Origin of the sequence: Streptomyces sp. NPDC059900, from assembly GCF_050270335.1 — a bacterium.
Lineage (GTDB): Bacteria > Actinomycetota > Actinomycetes > Streptomycetales > Streptomycetaceae > Streptomyces.
Genome location: NZ_JBNNJZ010000789.1, coordinates 1 through 3,027, shown reverse-complemented (window position 1 = coordinate 3,027; position 3,027 = coordinate 1). Strand labels below are relative to the sequence as shown.

The 3,027-nt window shown below is 68.4% G+C and carries 3 protein-coding genes; 1 reads left to right on the top strand and 2 read right to left on the bottom strand.

Annotated elements, in window-relative coordinates; all coding sequences use genetic code 11:
* Nucleotides 1-467: 467 nt before the first annotated feature.
* Nucleotides 468-1,265, top strand: a complete 798-nt coding sequence (locus ACQKIP_RS43940; protein WP_427745567.1) for a YoaK family protein — start codon at nt 468-470, stop codon at nt 1,263-1,265.
* Nucleotides 1,266-1,320: 55 nt separating this feature from the next.
* Here ACQKIP_RS43940 and ACQKIP_RS43935 read toward each other — a convergent pair whose 3' ends face one another.
* Nucleotides 1,321-2,154 carry an amino acid ABC transporter ATP-binding protein gene (locus ACQKIP_RS43935; protein ID WP_365862137.1) on the bottom strand — a complete coding sequence of 278 codons (834 nt, stop codon included), beginning with the start codon at nt 2,152-2,154 and terminating at the stop codon, nt 1,321-1,323.
* Nucleotides 2,155-2,159: 5 nt separating this feature from the next.
* Nucleotides 2,160-2,945: an amino acid ABC transporter permease gene (locus ACQKIP_RS43930; protein WP_365862138.1), complete on the bottom strand. Its 786-nt coding sequence runs from the start codon at nt 2,943-2,945 to the stop codon at nt 2,160-2,162.
* Between the last annotated feature and the right edge of the window lie 82 nt (nt 2,946-3,027).

Genomic DNA, 3,027 nt, shown 5'->3' with positions numbered 1-3,027 from the left:
CCACTCGCCCCCTGGCACAACACAGCGCTGAGCGTTCGGCGCACGCCCCTGTGCCGAACGTTCGCACGGCTGACGGCGTCGTCGTCCCGCCGGGCACCGGTCGAGGGGGCGTGCCCGACCGGCGGGACGAAGCGCCGCGTACGACCTCGCGAACCCGCTACCGGCGCTGACCGCGCCGATCACAGGCCGCTGCACCCGGCCCAGCCCACCGGGCATCGCTCACCGCCCCCGCGCATGCGGGCGGCTCCCCTGTCTCACCGCTCTGGACTCCACCACCGCACCGCTCGTGACCTGGTGACGCCCCGCGCCGCAAGGCCCCCGCTCGCCCCGGCCGATCTAGCGGATTCACGCGATGTGCAGCTCGGTGCCGTCTGGCACGGTGTCTGGAAGGAACACCGGGTATCGGTGATCCGGCAGTCCGGCGACCCGATCCGCACCGGCTGTCGATATCGCTTCCAAGGGGCCAGATGTCCGTCGTCCTTTCCACCGCAGAACTGTCCGCAGCAGACCGTACCGAGCGCTGGCATGAAGCAGTGTCGCGGACTTTTGTCCCACTCAATGTCAAGATCCTGGAGGAAGATCCGTCTCCGGGAAGAATCGTCACCCATCACTTGGGTGCCACGCAGATATCTGACGTCCAGGCCGGCTCCCAGGAAGTGACGCGCAGCAAGCGCCTCGCCAACATGACCGGCAACGTGGTCTTCTTGGGCTTCGCCCTGGCAGGCGCGCCCGGTCTGTCCGCACCGGCGTCCCTCGTCTCGATGGTGTCCTTCCTCGTGGGAGCACTGGCGGGAGGGCGGTTGGGCACCCGGTTCGCGGCGCACAGAGGCCGGCTGCTGACCACGACCGCTGCCCTCCAGGCCGTGCTGGTCGCTGGGGCAGTGGGCGCGCTGGCCCTCGCACACGGCGAGGTGACCAGCCCGGCCCGTTACACCTTGATCGTGCTGCTCGGTGTCGCCATGGGCATGCAGAACGCCGTGGCGCGACGTCTCGGGGTCCCGGACCTGACCACCACCGTCCTGACGCTTACCCTGACGGGACTGGCAGCGGACTCCTCCCCGGCCGGTGGACCCGCCCCACGGCCCGGCCGACGCATTCTCTCCGTGCTCGCGATGTTCGTCGGAGCCCTTGCCGGAGCCCTGCTCCTGGGGCACGCCGAGCTCCTCCACATCCTGGTGCTTGTCCTGCTGCTGCTCATCGTGACCTCGGTGGCCGCCTACCGCCTGTCGGCTTCCGCCCCCGCCTGGACCAGGCCCTCTGGATGAAGCTCCCGGCCGACTCAACTCGGGCGCCGCACGCGGTGCGTGTCGTTTCGCGCACTCAGCGATCCACGCGCTTCTCGTGCGGTCCCGTGTCCGGGACCTCGCCCATTTCCGCCGCCGCGGGATCGAGTACGCGCGCCAGGAAGAGCCGGGTCCGCTCGTGCTGCGGGTCGCCCACCACGCGTTCGGGGGTGCCCTCCTCGACGATGACTCCGTCGTCCATGAAGACCACCCGGTCGGCGACCTCGCGCGCGAAGCTCATCTCGTGGGTGACGACCAGCATCGTCATCCCCTCCCGGGCGAGCGAGCGCATCACCGCCAGTACGTCCCCGACCAGTTCGGGGTCGAGCGCGGAGGTCGGCTCGTCGAAGAGCATCAGCTCGGGGTCCATGGAAAGGGCCCGGGCGATCGCGACCCGCTGCTGCTGGCCGCCGGAGAGCTGCGCCGGATAGGACTGTTCCTTGTCGACCAGGCCCACCCGCTGGAGGTTGGCCCGCGCGATGCGCTCCGCTTCCTCCTTGCTGCGCCGCAGTACGCGGCGCTGCGCGATGGTCAGGTTCTCCAGTGCCGTGAGGTGCGGGAAGAGGTTGAAGGACTGGAAGACCATGCCGATGCGACGGCGTACGCGATCGATGTCCACATCGGGGTCGGTGACCTCCGTGCCAGCCACCGTCACCGTGCCCGACGTGGGCTCTTCCAGGAGATTGACGCAGCGCAGCAGGGTCGACTTGCCGGAGCCCGAAGGGCCGATGACACAGACCACGTCGCCGCGTCCGACCGTCAAGTCGATGCCCTTGAGCACCTCCAGATCGCCGAAGGACTTGCGCAGCTCGCGCACCTCGATCGCCGGGCCCGAGGGTGCGGGCGCGTCGGGTGTCTTGTCCAGCTTCATGGTGCTCACCTGGCTTTCGCCGTACGGGCCTCGAGCCGCCGCACCAGATGGCCGAGCGGGAGGGTGATGACGAGATACAGCAGTCCGGCGATCAGAATGGGGGTCAGGCTCTTGTGCTCGTTCAGCGCGTCCCGGCCGAAGTTGGCCAGCTCGAACTGGCCCAGCGAGAGGCCGAGCAGATACACCAGTGAGGAGTCCTTGGTGAGCAGGATCAGCTCGTTGGTCAGCGGCGGCAGCACGATCCTGAACGCCTGCGGCATGATGATCGAGACCATCGCACGCCCCGGTGACATGCCCAGCGAACGGGCTGCCTCCGTCTGGCCCTTGGGCACCGCCAGAATGCCCGCGCGGATCGTCTCGGCCATGTAGGCGGCGCCCACCAGGCCCAGAGACAGCATCACCGTGATGTTCATGTCGAGCGCGACCTCGAAGGCCAGCGGCACCCCGAAGCCGAGCGCGATGAACACCAGCAGGGAGGGAACGCCGCGGAAGAACTCGATGTAGGCGATCGCGAGCCAGCGGTAGGGAGGCACCGTGGACAGCCGCATCAGCGCAAGGACGATGCCGAGCCCCAGGCCGAAGCCGAAGCCGAGCAGCGTGTAGTAGGCGGTGTTGACCAGCGCGGTGGTGATCACCTCGGGGAACAGTGCCTTGGCGATCTCCACGTCGAAGAATGCCTGGCGCAGTGTCCCCCAGTCGGCCACCAGCGCGAAGACGGCTATGGCGATGAACAGCACGGCGTACTGGATGCCGCGGAACAGGCGTGCCCGCCGCCGTCGGGACATGGTCATACGTGCAGAACTCCTCTGGTCGGCCGTGTGGTTCCTGGAGGTCAGCTCTGCGGGGTGGTGCCGAACCACTTCTTGTAGATCG

Bases quoted from the DNA above. Each gene is read 5' to 3' on its own strand.
- ACQKIP_RS43935 (WP_365862137.1), bottom strand. From the start codon at position 2,154: ATGAAGCTGGACAAGACACCCGACGCGCCCGCACCCTCGGGCCCGGCG.
- ACQKIP_RS43940 (WP_427745567.1), top strand. From the start codon at position 468: ATGTCCGTCGTCCTTTCCACCGCAGAACTGTCCGCAGCAGACCGTACC.
- ACQKIP_RS43930 (WP_365862138.1), bottom strand. From the start codon at position 2,945: ATGACCATGTCCCGACGGCGGCGGGCACGCCTGTTCCGCGGCATCCAG.